At 72.8% G+C, this 18,374-nt stretch carries 16 protein-coding genes and 1 riboswitch; of the genes, 4 read left to right on the top strand and 12 right to left on the bottom strand.

Annotated elements, in window-relative coordinates; translation table 11 throughout:
- Positions 1 to 308 precede the first annotated feature (308 nt).
- Positions 309 to 1,571 (top strand): glycoside hydrolase family 18 protein, encoded by a 1,263-nt coding sequence (locus A4V12_RS00205; protein ID WP_064067080.1) that lies wholly within the window; start codon positions 309 to 311, stop codon positions 1,569 to 1,571.
- A 24-nt stretch (positions 1,572 to 1,595) separates the two neighbouring features.
- Here A4V12_RS00205 and A4V12_RS35965 read toward each other — a convergent pair whose 3' ends face one another.
- Entirely contained in the window at positions 1,596 to 1,739 is a 144-nt protein-coding gene (locus A4V12_RS35965; RefSeq protein WP_107415273.1) for an SCO1431 family membrane protein, read from the bottom strand.
- Positions 1,740 to 1,854: 115 nt separating this feature from the next.
- Positions 1,855 to 3,273 (bottom strand): peptidase C39 family protein, encoded by a 1,419-nt coding sequence (locus tag A4V12_RS00200; protein ID WP_064067079.1) that lies wholly within the window; start codon positions 3,271 to 3,273, stop codon positions 1,855 to 1,857.
- A gap of 160 nt (positions 3,274 to 3,433) precedes the next feature.
- Here A4V12_RS00200 and A4V12_RS00195 point away from each other — a divergent pair, with 160 nt between their 5' ends.
- Positions 3,434 to 4,075, top strand: coding sequence for a uridine kinase family protein (locus tag A4V12_RS00195; RefSeq protein ID WP_064067078.1), 642 nt, complete (start codon positions 3,434 to 3,436; stop codon positions 4,073 to 4,075).
- Between the two features lie 372 nt (positions 4,076 to 4,447).
- Complete coding sequence (locus A4V12_RS00190; RefSeq protein WP_064067077.1) at positions 4,448 to 6,412, top strand: AAA family ATPase; 1,965 nt, start codon at positions 4,448 to 4,450, stop codon at positions 6,410 to 6,412.
- A 103-nt stretch (positions 6,413 to 6,515) separates the two neighbouring features.
- Here A4V12_RS00190 and A4V12_RS00185 read toward each other — a convergent pair whose 3' ends face one another.
- The 10 genes from A4V12_RS00185 to ribD form a co-directional block, all read right to left on the bottom strand.
- On the bottom strand, positions 6,516 to 7,739 hold the full coding sequence (locus A4V12_RS00185) for a hemolysin family protein (RefSeq protein ID WP_079136700.1): 1,224 nt from the start codon (positions 7,737 to 7,739) through the stop codon (positions 6,516 to 6,518).
- The gene (locus A4V12_RS00180; protein ID WP_064067076.1) at positions 7,736 to 9,076 is read right to left on the bottom strand and encodes a hemolysin family protein; all 1,341 of its coding nucleotides are present in this window, start codon (positions 9,074 to 9,076) and stop codon (positions 7,736 to 7,738) included. Before A4V12_RS00180 ends, A4V12_RS00185 begins: the two co-directional genes overlap by 4 nt.
- Positions 9,077 to 9,312: 236 nt before the next feature.
- The gene (locus tag A4V12_RS00175; RefSeq protein ID WP_064067075.1) at positions 9,313 to 9,765 is read right to left on the bottom strand and encodes a PH domain-containing protein; all 453 of its coding nucleotides are present in this window, start codon (positions 9,763 to 9,765) and stop codon (positions 9,313 to 9,315) included.
- Positions 9,766 to 9,839: 74 nt separating this feature from the next.
- Complete coding sequence (hisG, locus tag A4V12_RS00170; protein ID WP_064067074.1) at positions 9,840 to 10,688, bottom strand: ATP phosphoribosyltransferase; 849 nt, start codon at positions 10,686 to 10,688, stop codon at positions 9,840 to 9,842.
- A gap of 50 nt (positions 10,689 to 10,738) precedes the next feature.
- Positions 10,739 to 11,011 (bottom strand): phosphoribosyl-ATP diphosphatase, encoded by a 273-nt coding sequence (locus A4V12_RS00165; protein WP_031078175.1) that lies wholly within the window; start codon positions 11,009 to 11,011, stop codon positions 10,739 to 10,741.
- Positions 11,012 to 11,046: 35 nt separating this feature from the next.
- Positions 11,047 to 11,532 carry a 6,7-dimethyl-8-ribityllumazine synthase gene (gene ribH, locus A4V12_RS00160; protein ID WP_064067073.1) on the bottom strand — a complete coding sequence of 162 codons (486 nt, stop codon included), beginning with the start codon at positions 11,530 to 11,532 and terminating at the stop codon, positions 11,047 to 11,049.
- A 47-nt stretch (positions 11,533 to 11,579) separates the two neighbouring features.
- Entirely contained in the window at positions 11,580 to 12,860 is a 1,281-nt protein-coding gene (locus tag A4V12_RS00155; RefSeq protein WP_064067072.1) for a bifunctional 3,4-dihydroxy-2-butanone-4-phosphate synthase/GTP cyclohydrolase II, read from the bottom strand.
- Positions 12,857 to 13,495: a nicotinamide mononucleotide transporter family protein gene (locus A4V12_RS00150; RefSeq protein WP_064067071.1), complete on the bottom strand. Its 639-nt coding sequence runs from the start codon at positions 13,493 to 13,495 to the stop codon at positions 12,857 to 12,859. The genes A4V12_RS00155 and A4V12_RS00150 overlap by 4 nt, the downstream gene beginning before the upstream one ends.
- Positions 13,492 to 14,103, bottom strand: coding sequence for a riboflavin synthase (locus tag A4V12_RS00145; protein WP_064067070.1), 612 nt, complete (start codon positions 14,101 to 14,103; stop codon positions 13,492 to 13,494). Before A4V12_RS00145 ends, A4V12_RS00150 begins: the two co-directional genes overlap by 4 nt.
- 2 nt (positions 14,104 to 14,105) lie before the next feature.
- Complete coding sequence (gene ribD / locus A4V12_RS00140; RefSeq protein ID WP_064067122.1) at positions 14,106 to 15,203, bottom strand: bifunctional diaminohydroxyphosphoribosylaminopyrimidine deaminase/5-amino-6-(5-phosphoribosylamino)uracil reductase RibD; 1,098 nt, start codon at positions 15,201 to 15,203, stop codon at positions 14,106 to 14,108.
- Positions 15,204 to 15,426: 223 nt separating this feature from the next.
- Positions 15,427 to 15,557: riboswitch (FMN riboswitch) on the bottom strand.
- A gap of 243 nt (positions 15,558 to 15,800) precedes the next feature.
- Between ribD and A4V12_RS00135 the strand changes: the two genes are divergently transcribed.
- Entirely contained in the window at positions 15,801 to 18,137 is a 2,337-nt protein-coding gene (locus A4V12_RS00135; protein WP_064067069.1) for a chitinase C-terminal domain-containing protein, read from the top strand.
- Positions 18,138 to 18,374 lie beyond the last annotated feature (237 nt).

Genomic DNA, 18,374 nt, shown 5'->3' with positions numbered 1-18,374 from the left:
CTGTCGGGCGCTGCGGCGGGCGCGCGCGAAGGGTTGGGCGGCGCCGCCGGGTCTCACTGCTTCGCCGATGCTGCCTTCCCGGATCACGGAACCGGCTGACCAGCGGCTGTGGCGGGTTGAGTATGCCCGATCGAGGGGCTTCCGTCACTGGGTGGCCGGTGATCGTTCCGTCGTACCGGCCGGGGGCCCGCGTTGGTCCGCACCATTGACCGCAATGGTCTAGTCCTTCTACGGTGCGAGCGGTGTCATGCCGCGTTCATGTCATCGAGGTGCCGACCCGCTCCCCCTCCCCGTACGAGGAGACCCGCATGCTCGGACAGACCTCCCGCCGCACCCGCGTGCGGACCCTGATCGCCGCCGCGTGCAGCGCCGTCCTCGGGGCCGGCCTGCTCGCCACCGCGGGCGCCCCCGGGGCCGCCGCGGACCCCGCCGCCGTCGAGCGGCCGGCCCCCGCCGCCCACCCGCACGCCGCGCCCAAGGTCGTCGGCTACTTCACCAACTGGGGCGTCTACGGGCGCGACTACCACGTCAAGAACATCCGCACCTCCGGCTCGGCCGCCCGGCTCACGCACATCAACTACGCCTTCGGCAACGTCCAGGACGGCAAGTGCACCATCGGTGACGCGTTCGCGGACCACGACAGGACCTACCCGGCCGACCAGTCCGTCGACGGCCGGGCCGACTCCGCCGAGCAGCCGCTGCGCGGCAACTTCAACCAGCTGCGCAAGCTGAAGAAGCTCCACCCGGACATCAGGATCCTGTGGTCCTTCGGCGGCTGGAGCTGGTCCGGCGGCTTCACCGAGGCGGCGAAGGACCCGGCCGCCTTCGCCGCGTCCTGCTACCGGCTGGTCGAGGACCCCCGGTGGGCGGACGTCTTCGACGGCATCGACATCGACTGGGAGTACCCGAACGCCTGCGGCCTGACCTGCGACACCAGCGGCCGGGACGCCTTCACCGGCCTGATGTCGCACGTCCGCGCCGCGTTCGGCCCCCGCAACCTGGTCACGGCCGCGATCACCGCCGACGCCACGCCCGGCGGGAAGATCGACGCCACCGACTACGCGGGCGCGGCGCGGTACGTCGACTGGTACAACCCGATGACGTACGACTACTTCGGCGCCTGGGCCGCCCAGGGCCCCACCGCGCCCCACTCGGCGCTCACCGGCTACCCCGGCATCCCGCAGGCCGGCCACCACACCGACGCCACGATCACGAAGCTCAAGCGCCTCGGCATCCCCGCGCGCAAGCTGCTGCTCGGCATCGGCTTCTACGGGCGGGGCTGGGCCGGCGTCACACAGAAAGCGCCCGGCGGCACCGCCACCGGCCCCGCCCCGGGAACGTACGAGCAGGGCTTCGAGGACTACAAGGTGCTCAAGGACAGGTGCCCGGCCGGCGGCAGGGTCGGGGGCACCGCGTACGCGCACTGCGGCGACGAGTGGTGGAGCTACGACACCCCCGCCACCATCGCCGGGAAGATGGCCTACAAGAACCGGCAGGGCCTCGGCGGGACGTTCTTCTGGGAACTCAGCGGCGACACCGCGAACGGCGAGCTGATCCGGGCGATCAGGTAGCCGTCCGTCCGCGGGGCGGCCGCGTCACAGCAGGCCGACCTTGGTGACCAGCATGGCGAAGACGACGACGAGCACCCAGCCCAGGACGTGCTCCAGCAGCTGGGGGCCGTCGTCGTCCGGGCCTCCGGTGCGGGCGCGGACGGCGGCGACGGCGGCGTTGGTGGTCATGGTCTCTCGCTCTTTCGGCCTGTGGGGGACGTCCCCACAGTGCCAGCGCGGACGGCCTTCGGGGTAGAGACGTTCATCACGGCCCCGGTGGCCGTCCGCGCCCGCGGCCCGCCGCTCAGCGGACCCCGACCGCCGCCAGGGCCCGGCGCTGCGCGGTCGTGGGGTGGGCGGGCCAGTACAGGTAGCAGACGCCGCCCGTGCCCGAGACCACCTTGCCGGTGGCGTTGTAGCGCTTCGTCCGCAGCCAGATGTTCTCCCACTCACGGCGGCGGTAGACCCGGCGCACGGCCTCGTTGCTCGGGGACGCCGGGTCGTTGGCGATCACGTCGCCCTCGGCCGTGAACCCGATGACGGTCATCAGGTGGCCCGCCGTGCCGTAGCCCGCCCCCGTCAGCTCCTCCGCCCGGAAGGACTGCGACGTGATGGCCGGGATCCCCGCGCGGACCAGCGTCTCCAGCTCGGTCAGCGAGCGCAGCCGGGTGACGACCGCGCTCATGTCGTCGTACGTGGCGGCGTAGGCGGCGTTGAAGGGCCAGTTCCCGCAGCCGTCGTACTGGTGATCGAAGGTGAAACGGGCGGCGTGGCAGACCTGGGGGTCGGCGTAGTCGGGGTTCACCCAGGCAAGGTCCTGCGCGGTCGGCCCGCGGCCCCAGTACTCGATGATCATCTGGGAGGAGGTGGGGCTGCACCAGGCCTCGCCGCCGTTGTCGTACTCCGGGTACTGGCCGATGTGGATGTTCTGCGAGTAGCGCGGGACCACCAGCTCGCGGGCGAGGCCGGGCACCGAGGCGGGCACGGTGAAGCGGTCGGGGACGTCCGAGGCCATGGCGCCGGCCCGCCACACGGTCGGGGTGAGCCGGGTGCCGGGCCTGCGGTGGAGCGTGAGGCGCAGCCGGTAGGACACCAGGCGCAGCCCGCTCGCCGTGTCGTCGAGTGCGAGGGTGTCGGTCCAGACGGTGCTCCTGCCGTCCTTCTGGTCGTCGACCGAGGTGCGCCGGATGTCCCCGTCGCCGGCCGCCCAGCGGCCCATGACGTACCAGGGCGTCTCCGCGCCGTCCGAGTAGCGCCCCTTCAGTTCGACCGTGATCCAGGTGCCGGCCGGGGTGTCGGCGTTCCAGGAGGGGATCACCTCGGTGGCGGGCACGGTGGAGCGGTGCTCGGGCGAGGTCCAGGCGGCGTACTCCCAGGTGGACGTCGTGCCGGTGTGCGGGTCGGTGTAGTCGGCGCGCCCGGCGGGGGTTCCGATCACCAGTCCGGGGCGGTGGGAGAGGACGGGGCGGGTGCCGGCGCGGGTGCCGGAGCGCCAGTCGGTGTACGACGTCCAGAACCGGTTGTCGACGAGGCCGGCCGACGCCCGCGGGTCGTGGCCGGCGCGCGGTGTCGCGGTGCGGGTGCCGGCGGAGGCGCCGGCGGAGGTGGTCAGGGCGGTGGCGGGTGCCGAGGAGGCCGCGGCGGTGCCCATGGCGGCGAGCGCGGCCGCCAGGACGGTTCTGCGGGCGGCGGACGACGCTCCGGGCGGCGGGGAACTGGTCATGGCGAGACCCCCGGTCGGTCGGGATGCACGGGAGGCGTGCACGACGTGGGTACGACAGGTGGGCCCACTATCCCGGTCCGGGCGGCTCGCGGGCCAGCCATCCGGCGCGCGTCGCCCCACCAATATTGGTCTCCACCTGTGGCTTTGTAGGGTGGGCGGCATGGACGACCTCGACCGGCCCGCCGCCGCGCTGCGCGCGCTGCCGCCCTCGTGCGGCCCCGTCCGGCTGGTCGCGGTCGACGGCCACGCCGGCTCGGGCAAGTCCACGTTCGCGGGCCGGCTGGCGGCCGCGCTCGGCGGCGCGCCCGTGCTCCACCTCGACGACATCGCCACGCACGACGAGCTGTTCGCGTGGACCGACCGCCTCCGGGCCCAGGTGCTGGAACCGCTGGCCCGGGGCGAGGTCGCGCACGTTCACCCGTACGACTGGAATCTCCGCCACTTCGGCGCCCCGGTGCCGCTGCCCCCCGCTCCGGTCGTCCTCGTGGAGGGTGTGGGCGCCGGCCGCCGCGCCCTCCGGCCCCACCTCGCCCGGCTGGTCTGGATGGAGCGGGGCGCCGAGGAGTCATGGAAAAGGGGCCGTGACCGGGACGGACCGGCGCAGGACGCCTTCTGGGCCGGGTGGACGGCGGCGGAGACGCGGCACTTCGCCGCGGACCCCTCGCGCCCCTTCGCCGATGTCCTGGTACGGGAGTGCACAGAGGGGTACGAGTGGCTGCCCGGACCTGCTGTGACAGCAGGCGCGGACCAGATCGTCACGGTGCGTGACCGGCTTTCGCCCCCCTCCCGAGGGCCGTACTGAGCAGTCGGAAATCAGCCGGGAGAGTGCCCCAACTTCGCTTGACCGACGAGGCGTACAGGTCTTACGTTTCCCATGTGCGGCTTTCCGGAGCCGTCGCAGACGCGAAGCCCCCGGTTGTTCCCCCGTGATCGGGGGCTTCGTTCTGCCCTCGTCTCCCCCCTTCCCGCGCCGCTGGAGCACCCGGCGCTCACCGTCGGTGACCGTCGCGGAAGGCTCGCGCCGCCTCTTCGCGCCCTTAAGCACACACCCTCCGTACAGGTACGATGCCTCTCGGTGCGGTCAATTCCCGTTCTTGAGAGGGCGATTGGGAACGCCTCCGCCGGGCGGCCGCCCGGTGGAGAGGTACGGGGACACGGTTTTGTGGGGGACCCGATGGACATCGGCACGCAGCGGACGCACGCCCCGGCCGACCTCGCCTGGCTGCGTGGGGTGGACGCCTACACCATGGGGGCGTACCCGCAGGCGGAGGAGGAGTTCCGGGCGGCGGTGCGGCTGGATCCCGGCATGGCCGACGGCTGGCTGGGGCTGCACGCCCTGCGCGTCGACACGACGACCGCGCTGCTGCGGATGTACCGCCACCGGGACCGCTTCGGCGAGCAGCGCACCCGCTACCGGCGCACGCTCAACTCCTGGTACTGGCTGGGCTGGTGGGTCCAGCCCGTGCTGGAGTCACCGCGCGACCTGCTGCTGGCGCACGCCTCGCACTGGCTGGACGGCCGCCACGTCCCGGAGCTCGACCGGGCGCTGGCGGGTCTGCCGCCCGTGGACGCCGACCCGCAGGTGCGCTTCCTGCACGCCTGCCGGGCCTACCTGGTCAAGGACTGGGACCAGCTCGTCCGCCACACCGAACCGCTCGTGAACGATCCGCTGCTCGGCATCGAGGCCGGGCTGTTCGGGGGCATGGCGCGGGTCCGTCTGGAGATGTACGGGCAGGCGGAGCCGCTGCTGTCCGCCGCCCTGATGCGCTGCCGCAGCGAGCAGCCGCAGCGCAAGGAGCTGCGCTACTGGCTGGCCCGCGCCCACGAGGGCACCGGCCGCAGCGCCGCCGCGCTCCCGCTGTACCGGGCGGTGCACCGGATCGACCCCGCCTTCATGGACACCGCCGCCCGGCTCGCCGCGATCACCGAGTACGACGGGTTCGACGGCCCCGACGACCCGGTGGCCGACCTGGCGGCCGTGTCGCTCACCGGGCTGGGCCAGGACGCCGCGGACGCGCCCGACGCCTCGGACGTCCCGCCCGGCGAGGCGCTGCGGCGCGGCGGCGACCCGCAGCAGCCGCAGCCCCCGGCCGCCCAGCCCTCCGGCCCGGTGCCGGGCCGGCCGCCTGCCGCCCAGCCGCCGGCGGCCGCCCACGGCGTCCGGGAGCAGGCGCCCGGGCCCGGCCGGTCGCGTCCGCCGGCGTTCCCGGCGAGCCCCACCGACCCGGCGCTGCTGGCGGAGGCGCTGGCGGAGCTGGAGCGGATGGTGGGCCTGGAGCCGGTCAAGCGGCAGGTCAAAGCGCTCTCGGCGCAGCTGGAGATGGCGCGGCTGCGGGCCGAGCAGGGTCTTCCCGTACAGCCGCCGAAACGTCACTTTGTCTTCTCCGGGCCGTCCGGGACCGGGAAGACCACCGTCGCCAGGATCCTCGGCCGGGTCTTCTACGCCCTCGGCCTGCTCGGCGGCGACCACCTCGTGGAGGCCCAGCGGTCCGACCTGGTGGGCGAGTTCCTGGGGCAGACCGCCGTGAAGGCCAACGAGCTGATCGACTCGGCCCTCGGCGGGGTGCTGTTCGTCGACGAGGCGTACTCCCTGTCCAACTCCGGGTACAGCAAGGGCGACGCGTACGGCGACGAGGCGCTGCAGGTGCTGCTCAAGCGCGCCGAGGACAACCGCGACCACCTGGTGGTCATCCTCGCCGGCTACCCGGAGGGCATGGACCGGCTGCTGGCCACCAACCCCGGTCTGGGCTCCCGCTTCACCACCCGGGTGGACTTCCCGTCGTACCGGCCCTCGGAGCTCACGGCCATCGGCGGGGTGCTGGCGGCGGCGAACGGCGACGTCTGGGACGACGACGCCCTCGACGAGCTGCGCTCCATCAGCGGCCACGTCGTCGAGCAGGGCTGGATCGACGAGCTGGGCAACGGCCGGTTCCTGCGCACGCTGTACGAGAAGTCGTGCGCGTACCGGGACCTGCGGCTCTCCGGCTACACCACCACCCCCTCCCGTGACGACCTCGCCACCCTCCGCCTGCCGGACCTGATGCAGGCGTACGGGGAGGTCCTCTCGGGCCGCGGCCCCGCGAGCCGCGGCCCCCAGGACCCGGGCGGACCCGGCTCCCCGGGGGCCATGGGCTACTGACGGGCCGACGCGGCCGGGGCCGGCCGACGGCGACCGGCCGGCCCCGCCCGGCCGCGGGGGCGGCCGGGGGAGGGCGTCCGGCGGGGCCGCCGCCGGGCCGTCGTCAGGCCGTCAGGACGCCCTGGGCGGCTCCGGCGCCGGAGGCCGTGCCGGGTGCCGGTGCTCCCGCGGGAGGACCGGCGGGCCCGCGTCCCGGCCCGTCGTCCGGCCCTTCGACCGCCTCCGGGTCCTGGCCGGCGGGCGCGGCCGCCGGGGCGGGCGGGGTCTCCCGGGTGACGACCGGCACCAGGGGGGTCGCCGAGCGGTGTGCCGGGTCGCGGACCTCGCCGACCAGCATCTCCAGCACGTCCTCCAGCGCGACCAGGCCCAGGATGCGGCCCGACGCGTCGGCGACCTGCGCCAGGTGCGTCGCGGCGCGGCGCATCACCGTCAGCGCGTCGTCGAGCGGCAGCTCCGCCCGCAGGGTGGCCATCGGGCGCCACACGTGCTGCGGGACGGCCCGGTCGGCGTCCTCCAGGTCCAGCACGTCCTTCACGTGCACGAAGCCCATGAAGACTCCCCCGCCCTCGGCGCACACCGGGAACCGGGAGTACCCGGTGCGGACGGTGAGCTCCTCGACCTCGGCGGGGGTGACGGACGGCGTGACGGTCACCAGGGACGCGCGCGGGATGAGGACGTCGGACACCGGGCGGCTGCCCAGTTCCAGGGCGTCCTCCAGCCGTTCCTGCTCCGCGGGGTCGAGCAGCCCGGCCTGGCCGGCGTCCTCGACGAGCCGGCCGAGCTGGGCGCTGGTGAAGACCGCCTCCACCTCGTCCTTCATCTCGACCCGGAACGCCTTCAGCACCAGCCGGGAGCAGGCGCCGAGCGCCGCGGTGACGGGGCGGCACAGCCGGGCGAAGCCGACCAGGCCGGGGCTGAGCCACAGCGCCGTCCTCTCGGGCGCCGCCATGGCGAGGTTCTTCGGGAGCATCTCGCCGACGACCAGGTGCAGGAAGACCACCACGGCCAGCGCGATCACGTAGCCCAGCGGATGGACCAGCGGCTCGGGCAGGCGGACGGCGTGGAAGACGGGCTCCAGCAGGTGCGCCACGGTCGGTTCGGCGACCGCGCCGAGGGTCAGCGAGCAGACGGTGATGCCGAACTGCGCGGCGGCCATCATCTGCGGCAGGTTCTCCAGGCCGTACAGCACCTGGCGGGCCCGCTTGGAGCCGGGGCCGAGCGGTTCGATCTGGCTGCGGCGTACGGAGACGAGGGCGAACTCGGCGCCGACGAAGAACCCGTTCGCGAGCACGAGCAGGCCCGCGAAGAGGAGTTGGAGCACGCTCATCGCACGGCCTCCGCCAGGACGCCGGCGTCGGCGGTGCGGACCAGCCGGACGCGTTCGGCGCGGTACCGGTCCACCTGGCGCACGGAGAGGTGCCAGCCGGGCAGTTCGGCCCGGTCGCCGGGGGCCGGGATGCGGCCGAGCAGGTCGGCGACGAGCCCGGCGACGGTCTCGTACGGCCCGTCGGGGACGTCGAGGCCTATCCGCTTCAGGGTGTGGACGCGGCAGCTGCCGTCGGCCTCCCACGCGGGGTTGCCGTCCTCGGCGGGGACGGCGGCCAGTTCGGGCAGGTCGTCGCCCTCGGCGTCGTGCTCGTCGCGGACCTCGCCGACGAGTTCCTCGACGATGTCCTCCAGGGTGACGACGCCGGCGGTGCCGCCGTACTCGTCCACGACGACGGCTATCGGCTGCTCGCTGCGCAGCCGCTCCAGGAGGGCCTGGGCGGGCAGCGTCTCGGGGACGAGCAGCGGCGGGACGGCGACCCTGCCCACGGGGGTCCGCAGCCGCTCCCGCGCGGGTACGGCGAGCGCGTCCTTCAGGTGGACCATGCCGACGATCTCGTCGATGCGCTCCCGGTAGACCGGGAAGCGGGAGAGGCCGGTGGCGCGGGTCAGGTTGACGACGTCCGCCGCGGTGGCGTCGGTGCGCAGGGCGTTGACCTTCACGCGGGGCGTCATCACGTGCTGCGCGGTGAGGCCGCCCAGCGACAGGGTCCGTACGAAGAGGTCCGCCGTGTCCTGTTCGAGGGCACCGGCCCGCGCCGAGTGGCGGGCGAGCGAGACCAGCTCGCCGGGTGTCCGGGCGGAGGCCAGCTCCTCGGTGGGCTCGGCGCCCAGGAGCCGCACGAGCCGGTTGGCGGCGGCGTTGAGCGTGGTGATGACCGGCCGGAGGGCGGACGAGAACAGGGTCTGCGGCCCGGCGACGAACCGCGCGACCTGGAGGGGCCGGGAGACGGCCCAGTTCTTCGGGACCAGCTCGCCGATCACCATCTGGACGGCGGACGCGCCCAGCATGCCGATGGCCACCGCGACACCGGGGACGGCCCCTTCGGGCAGTCCGGTCGCGCCGAGCGGGCCGTCGAGGAGCCGCGCGAGCGCCGGTTCGGCGAGCATGCCGACGACGAGCGAGGTGATGGTGATGCCCAGCTGGGTGCCCGACAGCTGGAACGACAGCTGCCGCAGGGCCTTGACGACGGTGCGGGCCCGCCGGTCGCCCTGGGCGGCGGCGCGCTCGGCGTCCGCCCGCTCCACGGTGACGAGGCCGAACTCGGCGGCCACGAAGAAGCCGTTGGCGAGGATCAGCAGGAAAGCCGCGGCGAGCAGCAGGAGGGGGATGGTCATGCCGCCGCCTCCTCGGAGGGGGCGGCGCAGGTACTACCGGACGATCCGTCCATTGCTGGAGGGAATCACTCCTCGGGTTGCAGGGGCCTCGCCGGCCCGTTGGTGCGTGGTGCTGCCGTGTGTGCGAGGCGGTGGCGCGCTCGGCGCCACCGCCACAAGAGTAATCACGCCCGCCCCCGGTGGGGCAGAGGGTCGGCGCCCATCCGGGCGACACGCCGGGCCCGGAGGGCCGCCGGCTAGCCGGCGTCGGGGCCGGTGCCGCGGGCCTCGGCGAGCACGCGCAGGGCCCGTGCGTCCCGGATGGCCTGCTGCTTGCCGATGCCGGGCTGGATGCCCAGGGCGGGCATGCTCGTGCCGTCGCTGAGGTCGAGGAAGACCCACGGGTCGCCCTCGCGCAGGTTGACCTGGAGGATCTCCGCCCAGGCCAGTCGGCGTGTCCGGGTGAGGTTGACCACGGTGACGCCCTCGTCGTCGGCGACGACCTTGGGGCGGCTGAGGAGCGCCAGGACGCCGAAGAAGAGCGCCGCGGTGAAGACGAAGCTGGCGCGCTCCCCCGGGCCGAGCTTCTCCAGCATCAGGGCGACGGCCGTGATGGTCACGAACATCACCGTGCCCACGGTCAGCAGGACGGCCCGGGTCCGGGTCGGCCGGAAGGTGACCGGGAGGGAGGGGGCGTGGAGGTCGGACATGTGGCGTACCGGTTCTGGCTCGGGCCTCGGGCCGGGAGTGGGGGCGGGAGTGCGGGGCGTGGAGGCGCGGGGCCTCAGAGGCGGCAGGCGTGGATCTCGGTGGTGAGGATCGCGCGGGCGCCCAGCGCGTACAGGTCGTCCATGATCCGCTGCGCCTCCCTGGCGGGGACCATGGCCCGGACGGCGACCCAGCCCTCGTTGTGCAGCGGGGAGACCGTCGGGGACTCCAGACCGGGCGTGAGGGCGACGGCCTGCTCCAGGTGCTCGGCGCGGCAGTCGTAGTCCATCATCACGTACGAGCGGGCCACCAGGACGCCCTGGAGGCGGCGGAGGAACTGCTGCACCTTGGGGTCGTCGCCGGGGGCGCCGGTGCGGCGGATGACGACCGCCTCGGACTTGAGGATCGGCTCGCCCACCACCTCCAGGCCGGCGTTGCGCAGCGAGGTCCCGGTCTCCACGACGTCGGCGATGATCTGGGCGACGCCGAGTTCGATGGCCGTCTCGACCGCGCCGTCGAGGTGGACGACGGAGGCGTCGATGCCCTGGTCGGCGAGGTGCTTGGCGACGATGCCCTCGTAGGAGGTGGCGATCGTCATGCCGCCGAAGTCGGCGGGGCCGCTCGCGGTGCCGGGCTTGGTGGCGTACCGGAACGTGGAGCGGGCGAAGCCGAGCTGGAGGATCTCCTCGGCGTTGGCGCCGGAGTCCAGCAGCAGGTCGCGGCCGGTGATGCCGATGTCGAGCTTGCCGGAGCTGACGTAGATGGCGATGTCGCGGGGGCGGAGGTAGAAGAACTCGACCTCGTTCTCCGGGTCGACCAGCACCAGCTCCTTGGACTCCTTGCGCTGCTGGTAGCCGGCCTCATGGAGCATCGCCGACGCAGGTCCGGACAGTGAACCCTTGTTGGGGACGGCGATGCGCAGCATGGGGTGGGCTTCCTATCTGTGAAAAGGAGGTTCTGTGGGAGCGGTGGTGCTCAGAGGTGGGCGTAGACGTCGTCGAGCGAGATCCCGCGGGCGACCATCATCACCTGGACGTGGTACAGCAGCTGCGAGATCTCCTCGGCGGCGGCTTCCTTGCCCTCGTACTCGGCGGCCATCCAGACCTCGGCGGCCTCTTCGACGACCTTCTTGCCGATGGCATGGACGCCCTTGTCCACCAGCTCGGCGGTGCGGGAGGTGGCGGGGTCGCCGGTCTTTGCCTTGAGCTCCAGCTCGGCGAAGAGCTCTTCGAAGGTTTTGTTCGCCATGATGGTCCTAAGAGTACGGGGTGGGGCGTGCCCACTCAGCGCCAGGGTTCGCTGACCGTGCGCAGTGTGGTCGCGGTGGAGACGGCGGCGGTGACCGCCTCGTGCCCCTTGTCCTCGTTCGATCCCTCCAGGCCGGCGCGGTCCAGGGCCTGCTCCTCGGTGTCGCAGGTGAGGACGCCGAAGCCGACGGGGACGCCGGTGTCGACGGAGACCTGGACGAGGCCCTGGGTGACTCCCTGGCACACGTACTCGAAGTGGGGGGTGCCGCCCCGGATGACGACGCCGAGCGCGACGATCGCGTCGTAGCCGCGGCCGGCGAGGACCTTGGCGACGACCGGGAGCTCGAAGCTGCCGGGGACCCGCAGCAGGGTCGGCTCGTCGATGCCCAGCTCGTGCAGGGCGCGCAGGGCGCCGTTCACCAGACCGTCCATGATCTTCTCGTGCCACTGCGCCGCGATCACGGCGACCCGGAGGTCTCCGCAGTTCTTCACGCTCAGTTCGGGTGCGCCCTTGCCGCTCACGTACGTACTCTCCTCGGTGCTGTCGTTCGCTCGGTCTTCGCTCGGTCTTACTGGTTGTTGCAGGGCGACGCGCCGGCGGCGGCGTCGAGCCACGGCAGGTCGTGGCCCATCCGGTCGCGCTTGGTGCGCAGGTACCGGAGATTGTGCTCGCCGGCCTGGACGGGCATGGGCTCGCGGCCCTCGACCGTCAGTCCGTACCGGACCAGGGCGTCGACCTTGTCCGGGTTGTTGGTCATCAGCCGCAGGCTGCGCACGCCGAGGTCGGCGAGCATCTGGGCGCCCGCGGCGTAGTCGCGGGCGTCGGCGGGCAGGCCGAGTTCCAGGTTGGCGTCGAGGGTGTCGTGGCCGCGTTCCTGGAGTTCGTAGGCGCGCAGCTTGGACAGCAGGCCGATGCCGCGTCCCTCGTGGCCGCGCAGGTAGACCACGACGCCGCGGCCGGCCTCGGTGATGCGCTCCATGGATGCCTGGAGCTGGGGGCCGCAGTCGCAGCGCAGCGAGTGGAAGATGTCGCCGGTCAGGCACTCGGAGTGGACCCGGACGAGGACGTCCTCGCCGTCGCCGATGTCTCCGTGGACGAGCGCGATGTGCTCGACGCCGTCGACGGTGGAGCGGTAGCCGTACGCCGTGTACTCGCCGTGCGCGGTGGGGAGCCGGACCTCGGCCTCCCGGCGGACGGTGGGCTCGTTGCTGCGGCGGTAGGCGATGAGGTCCTCGATCGAGATGATCGTCAGGCCGTGCTTGCGGGCGAAGGGGACCAGTTCGGGCAGGCGGAGCATGACGCCGTCCTCGCCGGCGATCTCGACGATCGCGCCGGCCGGGCGGAGTCCGGCGAGCCGGGCCAGGTCGACGGCGGCCTCGGTGTGGCCGTTGCGCACGAGGACACCGCCGGGCTGGGCGCGGAGCGGGAAGACGTGGCCGGGGCGGACGAAGTCGGCCGGGGCCGCGGCGCCGCTCGCGAGGAGCTGGAGGGTGGTGGCGCGGTCGGCGGCGGAGATGCCGGTGGTGACGCCGTGGACGGGCGCGGCGTCGACGGAGACGGTGAACGCCGTCTTCATGGACTCGGTGTTGTCGCCGACCATCTGCGGGAGCTGGAGGCGGTCCAGCTCGTCGCCCTCCATGGGGGCGCAGATCAGGCCGCGGCACTCGCTCATCATGAAGGCGACGATCTCGGGGGTGGCCTTCTCGGCGGCGATGACGAGGTCGCCCTCGTTCTCGCGGTCCTCGTCGTCGACGACCACGACGGGCCGGCCGGCGGCGATGTCGCGGACGGCCTGCTCGACGGGGTCGAGGGCGAGGTCGGTGGCGTCCCAGAGGGGGAGGCTGCTCATGCGGGTGCTCCTTCCAGGGCGGACTCGCTCGCACGGGAGCGCAGCCACCAGTCGCGCAGGCCCCACAGGACGAGCGCACCGTAGATGACGTAGACGAAACCGGAGAAGGCGTAGCCGTTGACGAAGTTCAGCGGTACGCCGACGAGGTCGACCAGCAGCCAGGCGAACCAGAACTCGACCATGCCGCGGGCCTGGGCGTACATGGCGACGAGCGTGCCGACGAAGATGTACGCGTCGGGCCACGGGTCCCAGGACAGCGACGGGTAGGCGGTGAACAGGCCGCCGACGGCGAGGGTGCCGAGGAGGGCGCCGCCCGCCATGAGGCCGCGTTCGCGCCAGGTGGCGAAGCGCACGGCGATGCCGCCGTCCTGGCCGCGCTGCCGGCCGCGCGTCCACTGCCACCAGCCCCAGGCGGCGACCACCATGACGACGACCTGTTTGCCGGCGCTGCCGGTGAGGTGGCCGGCGAAGGCGGCGAAGAGGATGGCGCCGGAGAGGAACTGGGCGGGCCAGGTCAGCACGGAGCGGCGCCAGCCGAGGGCGAGGGCGATCAGGCCGATCGTGTTGCCGATCATGTCGGACCAGAGGATGTGCTGGCCGAAGGCGGTGAAGGCCTCGGTGTTGAGCCAGTTCACTGCGCGGTCCCCCCGGTCGTCGTGTCGCCGAGCAGCCGCTCGACGTACTTGGCGATGACGTCGACCTCCAGGTTGACCGGGTCGCCGGGCTCCTTGATGCCGAGCGTGGTCAGGGCGAGGGTGGTCGGGATGAGGCTGATGGTGAAGTGGTCGGCGGCGGCGTCGACGACGGTGAGGCTGACGCCGTCCACCGTGATGGAGCCCTTCTCGACGACGTAGCGGCGCAGGGCGGCCGGGAGGGAGATCTTGACGATCTCCCAGTTCTCGGAGGGGGTGCGCGCGAGGATGGTGCCGGTGCCGTCGACGTGGCCCTGGACGATGTGGCCGCCGAGCCGGTCGCCGACCGCCATGGGGCGCTCCAGGTTGACGCGGGAGCCGGTGGTCAGGGCGCCGAGGCTGGAGCGGTTCAGGGTCTCGGCCATCACGTCGGCGGTGAACTCGCCGCCGCCGGTCTCCACGACGGTGAGGCACACGCCGTTGACGGCGATCGAGTCGCCGTGCTTGGCGTCCTCGGTGACGAGGGGGCCGCGCAGGCGGAAGCGGGAGGAGTCACCGAGGTTCTCCACGGCGGTGACCTCGCCCAGCTCTTCGACGATTCCGGTGAACACGGTCAGCGCTCCTTGGGTGCGGCGGTGGGTGCGGCGGGGGATGCGGCAGCGGGTGCGGCGGTGGCGGTGATACGAAGATCGGTGCCGATGCGCGCGGTCTCGGTGACGTCGAGCCGCAACGCCTCGGTGAGGGTGGTGATTCCGGCGCCGTCGAGGGCGGCGGGGCCGGCGCCGAGGAGGACGGGGGCGAGGTAGCCGACCACCCGGTCGACGGCTCCGGCGGCGACGAAGGACCCGGCGAGGGTGGGGCCGCCTTCGAGGAGCACGGAGCGGACGCCGCGCTCGTGGAGGGCGGCCAGCAGGGCGGGCACGGACAGGCCGCGGCCGTCCCTTGGGAGGCGTACGACGTCGGTGCCGGGCAGCCGGTCCGCGGGGGCGTCCTCCGCGACGGCGATCAGGGTGGGCGCGGCGCCGTCCAGGACGCGGGCGCCGGGCCGGACGGCGCGGGCCTCGGTGTCGACGACGACGCGCAGCGGCTGGACGACGCCCTCGATGCCGCGGACGGCGAGGTGGGGGTCGTCCGCGCGGGCGGTGCCGGAGCCGACGACCACGGCGTCGGCCTCGGCGCGCAGCCGGTGGACGTCGGCGCGGGACTCGGGCGAGCTGATCCACCGGCTGGTGCCGTCCTGGGCGGCGACGCGGCCGTCGAGGGTGGCGGCGTACTTCCACAGGACGAAGGGGCGGCCGAGGCGGACGGAGGTGAGCCAGGCGGCGTTGCCGGCCTCGGCCTCGGCCGCCAGGAGTCCGGCGACGACCTCGACGCCGGCGGCGCGCAGGGTCTCGGCGCCCCCGGTGGCGCGCTGGTCCGGGTCCCCGACCGCGTACACGACGCGGGCGATGCCCGCCTCGACGAGGGCCTGGGCGCAGGGGCCGGTGCGACCGGTGTGGTTGCAGGGTTCGAGGGTGACGTACGCAGTACCGCCGCGGGCGAGGACGCCGGCCTGGCGCAGGGCGTGGATCTCGGCGTGCGGGCCGCCGGCGCGCTCGTGCCAGCCGGCGCCGACCTCGTGCCCGGAGGCGTCGCGGATGACGCACCCGACGACCGGGTTGGGGCTGGTGGAGCCGAGTCCGCGGGCGGCGAGCGCGACGGCGCGGCGCATGGCGGCGACGTCGGCCGCGTCCGCCGTGCCGGTCGTGTCCACTGCGGTGGCCACCGGGTCCTCCTGCCTCTTCGGGCGCGGACTCCGGGGCCTGTCGATGACGACAGGGAGCGGGAACGACACCACCGCACAGGGGGGGGACGCGAGGCCGGGTCGCACGGGTCGCCGGACGTCGGCGACCAGCGGACGTACGGCCGGTCGCCCCATGGAGTGGGGTCACCCGCCGCGCACTGCCTCCCATCCGGACTTTCACCGTCGGTCCAGGAATTTCACCTGGTCAACCGGCCACTGGATGCGGCCGGGTCGCGGACTGTAACCGCCGGTTCGGAATTGCACCGACCCCGGAGTGCGCTGCTGCTGATACAGGGCCAGTGTGCCACGCCCGGTCGTCACCCATGCGGGCGAAGGCTGTGGCCTGCCTCACAGGATCACCGGAGCATCGAAGTGGTCCAGACCTATTGACCGTCTGGTCTAGTCCTTTTAATGTCTGCGTCACCTCCACGGAGACGGCCCGCCGGGCGTGCGCACGCCAGGGCTGAACACGACCCATCCCCTTGTCAGTTGTGTGCCCACCAGCCTCCCCAGGAGGAACCGACCGTGCTGTCCCCCACGCACAGACGAGCCACCCTGCTCGCGTCCGGCGCCGCCGCCGCCGGTCTGCTGCTCGGCTCGCTCACCGGTGGCGTCTCCCACGCCGCCACCGACCATGAAAGCTGTCGCCCCGACGGCCTGTACAAGACCTCCGGCGTCGACGTGCCCTACTGCTCGGTCTACGACACCGAGGGCCGGGAGAAGATGGGCGCCGACCACCAGCGCCGCGTCATCGGCTACTTCACCGGCTGGCGCACCGGCAAGGACGGCACACCCGCCTACCTCGCCTCGAACATCCCGTGGGACAAGGTCACCCACATCAACTACGCCTTCGGCCACATCGACTCCGGCAACAAGCTGTCCGTCGGCGCCGACGGCCCGAACAACGCCGCGACCGGTATGACCTGGCCGGGCGTCGCGGGCGCCGAGATGGACCCCTCGTACGGCTACAAGGGGCACTTCAACCTGCTGAACAAGTTCAAGAAGCAGCACCCGGACGTGAAGACGCTGATCTCGGTGGGCGGCTGGGCCGAGACCGGCGGGTACTTCGACGACAGCGGCAAGCGCGTCAACTCCGGCGGCTTCTACTCGATGGCCACCAACGCGGACGGCTCGGTCAACCAGGCGGGGATCGACACCTTCTCCGACTCGGCGGTCGCCTTCATCAAGAAGTACGGGTTCAACGGGGTCGACATCGACTACGAGTACCCGACCTCCATGAAGGACGCGGGCAACCCCCTCGACTACCCGGTCTCCAACGCCCGCCGCGCGGGGCTCGTCAAGGGCTACGCGGCGCTGATGAAGACCCTGCGCGAGAAGCTGGACCGGGCGGGCGCGGCCGACGGCAAGCACTACATGCTGACCGTCGCGGCCCCCTCCTCCGGCTACCTGCTGCGCGGCATGGAGACCTTCCAGGTCCAGAAGTACCTGGACTACGTCAACATCATGTCCTACGACCTGCACGGCGCCTGGAACGAGTACGTCGGCCCCAACGCCTCGCTCTTCGACGACGGCAAGGACGCGGAGCTGGCGGCGGCGAACGTCTACGGCAGCCAGCAGTACGGCGGCATCGGCTACCTCAACACCGACTGGGCGTACCACTACTTCCGCGGCTCCATGCCGGCCGGCCGCATCAACATCGGCCTGCCTTACTACACCCGCGGGCACAAGAACGTGCAGGGCGGCACGGACGGCCTGTGGGGCAAGGCGGCCGCCACCACCTGCCCGGCCGGGTCCGGTCTGACCAAGTGCGGTGACGGCGCGGTCGGCATCGACAACCTGTGGCACGACAAGGACGACAACGGCAAGGAGTCGCCGGCCGGCTCCAACCCGATGTGGCACGCCAAGAACCTGGAGAAGGGCGTCCTCGGCGACTACCTGCCGAAGTACGGCTTCGGCGCAGAGACCCGGCTGACCGGCACCTACGCCCGCCGGTACGACTCCACGCTGGTCGCGCCGTGGCTGTGGAACGCCGAGAAGAAGGTCTTCCTGTCGACCGAGGACGAGCAGTCGGTGGCCCGCAAGGCCGACTACGTGGTCGACAAGGGCATCGGCGGCACGATGGTCTGGGAGCTGGCCGGTGACTACGGCTGGAACGCGGCCAAGGGGCAGTACGAGCCCGGCACCACGCTGACCTCGCTGATGTACGACAAGTTCAAGGCGGCCACGCCGTACGGCGCGAAGGTCTCGAACAAGGCGCTGCCCACCAAGGCGGTGAACATCGGGGTCGAGTTCGGCGAGTTCAAGCTCGGCGACTCCAACTACCCGATCACCCCCAAGGTGAAGATCACGAACAACACGAGGACCACCCTGCCGGGCGGTACGGAGTTCCAGTTCGACTACTCGACGGCGGCCCCCGGGAACGCCTCGGACCAGTCCGGTTTCGGCACCAAGGTGATCAGCAGCGATCACACCGGCAGCAACGTCGGCGGGCTGAAGGGCGACTTCCACCGCGTCTCGCTGAAGCTGCCCGCGTGGCAGACGCTGGCCCCCGGCGCGTCGGTGGAGCTGTCGTTCAACTACTACCTGCCGGTGTCCACCCCGTGGAACTGGACGGTCGACATCGCCGGCACGAAGTACGCGCTCGCCGGTGACCTGGCACGGGGTACGACGGTGGTGGAGCCGGGCACGGACCCGTCCCCGTCGCCGGACCCGACGAACCCGACACCCACGCCCACCCCCGGCGCGTGCACCGCGCCCGCGTGGAGCTCGGCCACCGAGTACGGCTCCGGCACGACGGTGTCCCACAAGTCCCGCACCTGGAAGGCGAAGTGGTGGACCAAGGGCGAGGAGCCCGGCACCACCGGCCAATGGGGTGTCTGGCAGGACCTCGGGGCCTGCTGACCCGGTGACGGGACGGGCCCCGGCGGCGGAGATACGGCCCTTGCCGCCGCCGGGGCCCATCGACGAGGCCGGCGACCCGCGGGATCCCTCCCGCGGGTCGCCGGCCTTCGGCACGTGAGGGAGAGGGGGCGGGAGGGCGGTGCGGCGGTGCCGTCGGACGTCGGTACGTCCGGGTGTCGGCCGCCCGTGACGGTGGCGAGTCCTAGGGAGTGTCCTCAAAGTATCGGCGTCCGCCCG

Source organism: Streptomyces noursei (genome assembly GCF_001646665.1).
GTDB lineage: Bacteria > Actinomycetota > Actinomycetes > Streptomycetales > Streptomycetaceae > Streptomyces > Streptomyces lavendulocolor.
The sequence above is the reverse complement of the archived record's forward strand: the minus strand, read 5'-3'. Positions and strand labels throughout refer to the sequence as shown.

What these genes read in the sequence shown, in the direction of transcription:
- A4V12_RS00205 (WP_064067080.1), top strand. Translation starts at nt 309, where the DNA reads ATGCTCGGACAGACCTCCCGCCGCACCCGCGTGCGGACCCTGATCGCC.
- A4V12_RS35965 (WP_107415273.1), bottom strand. Translation starts at nt 1,739, where the DNA reads ATGACCACCAACGCCGCCGTCGCCGCCGTCCGCGCCCGCACCGGAGGC.
- A4V12_RS00200 (WP_064067079.1), bottom strand. Translation starts at nt 3,273, where the DNA reads ATGACCAGTTCCCCGCCGCCCGGAGCGTCGTCCGCCGCCCGCAGAACC.
- A4V12_RS00195 (WP_064067078.1), top strand. Translation starts at nt 3,434, where the DNA reads ATGGACGACCTCGACCGGCCCGCCGCCGCGCTGCGCGCGCTGCCGCCC.
- A4V12_RS00190 (WP_064067077.1), top strand. Translation starts at nt 4,448, where the DNA reads ATGGACATCGGCACGCAGCGGACGCACGCCCCGGCCGACCTCGCCTGG.
- A4V12_RS00185 (WP_079136700.1), bottom strand. Translation starts at nt 7,739, where the DNA reads ATGAGCGTGCTCCAACTCCTCTTCGCGGGCCTGCTCGTGCTCGCGAAC.
- A4V12_RS00180 (WP_064067076.1), bottom strand. Translation starts at nt 9,076, where the DNA reads ATGACCATCCCCCTCCTGCTGCTCGCCGCGGCTTTCCTGCTGATCCTC.
- A4V12_RS00175 (WP_064067075.1), bottom strand. Translation starts at nt 9,765, where the DNA reads ATGTCCGACCTCCACGCCCCCTCCCTCCCGGTCACCTTCCGGCCGACC.
- hisG (WP_064067074.1), bottom strand. Translation starts at nt 10,688, where the DNA reads ATGCTGCGCATCGCCGTCCCCAACAAGGGTTCACTGTCCGGACCTGCG.
- A4V12_RS00165 (WP_031078175.1), bottom strand. Translation starts at nt 11,011, where the DNA reads ATGGCGAACAAAACCTTCGAAGAGCTCTTCGCCGAGCTGGAGCTCAAG.
- A4V12_RS00155 (WP_064067072.1), bottom strand. Translation starts at nt 12,860, where the DNA reads ATGAGCAGCCTCCCCCTCTGGGACGCCACCGACCTCGCCCTCGACCCC.
- ribD (WP_064067122.1), bottom strand. Translation starts at nt 15,203, where the DNA reads ATGCGCCGCGCCGTCGCGCTCGCCGCCCGCGGACTCGGCTCCACCAGC.